The sequence below is a fragment of the Streptococcus mitis genome, from assembly GCF_000722695.1.
Taxonomy (GTDB): Bacteria; Bacillota; Bacilli; order Lactobacillales; family Streptococcaceae; genus Streptococcus; species Streptococcus mitis_O.
In genome coordinates, this window is the sequence record NZ_JPFU01000020.1 from 1 (window position 1) to 379 (window position 379).

Sequence of the window (379 nt, forward strand, 5' to 3'; positions counted from 1 at the left end):
TAAGTGAATCAGCATCTAAAGTAGCTTCAGAGTCAGCTTCAACAAGCAACTCAGTAAGCGAATCAGCATCTAAACGTGCTTCAGAAGTAGCTTCACAATCAGCTTCAACAAGCAACTCAGTGAGTGAATCTGCATCTAAACTTACCTCAGAGTCAGCTTCAACAAGCAACTCAGTGAGTGAATCTGCATCTAAACGTACATCAGAGTCAGCTTCAACAAGCAACTCAGTAAGTGAATCAGCATCTAAAGTAGCTTCAGAGTCAGCTTCAACAAGCAACTCAGTAAGCGAATCAGCATCTAAACGTGCTTCAGAAGTAGCTTCACAATCAGCTTCAACAAGCAACTCAGTGAGTGAGTCAGCATCTAAACTTACATCAGA

General features: G+C 41.7%; 1 protein-coding gene. It reads right to left on the reverse strand.

Features of this window, described 5'->3' with window-relative positions; genetic code table 11:
• Positions 1-379: hypothetical protein (locus tag SK629_RS12860; RefSeq protein WP_042901888.1), on the reverse strand; the 379-nt coding region annotated here is incomplete at both ends.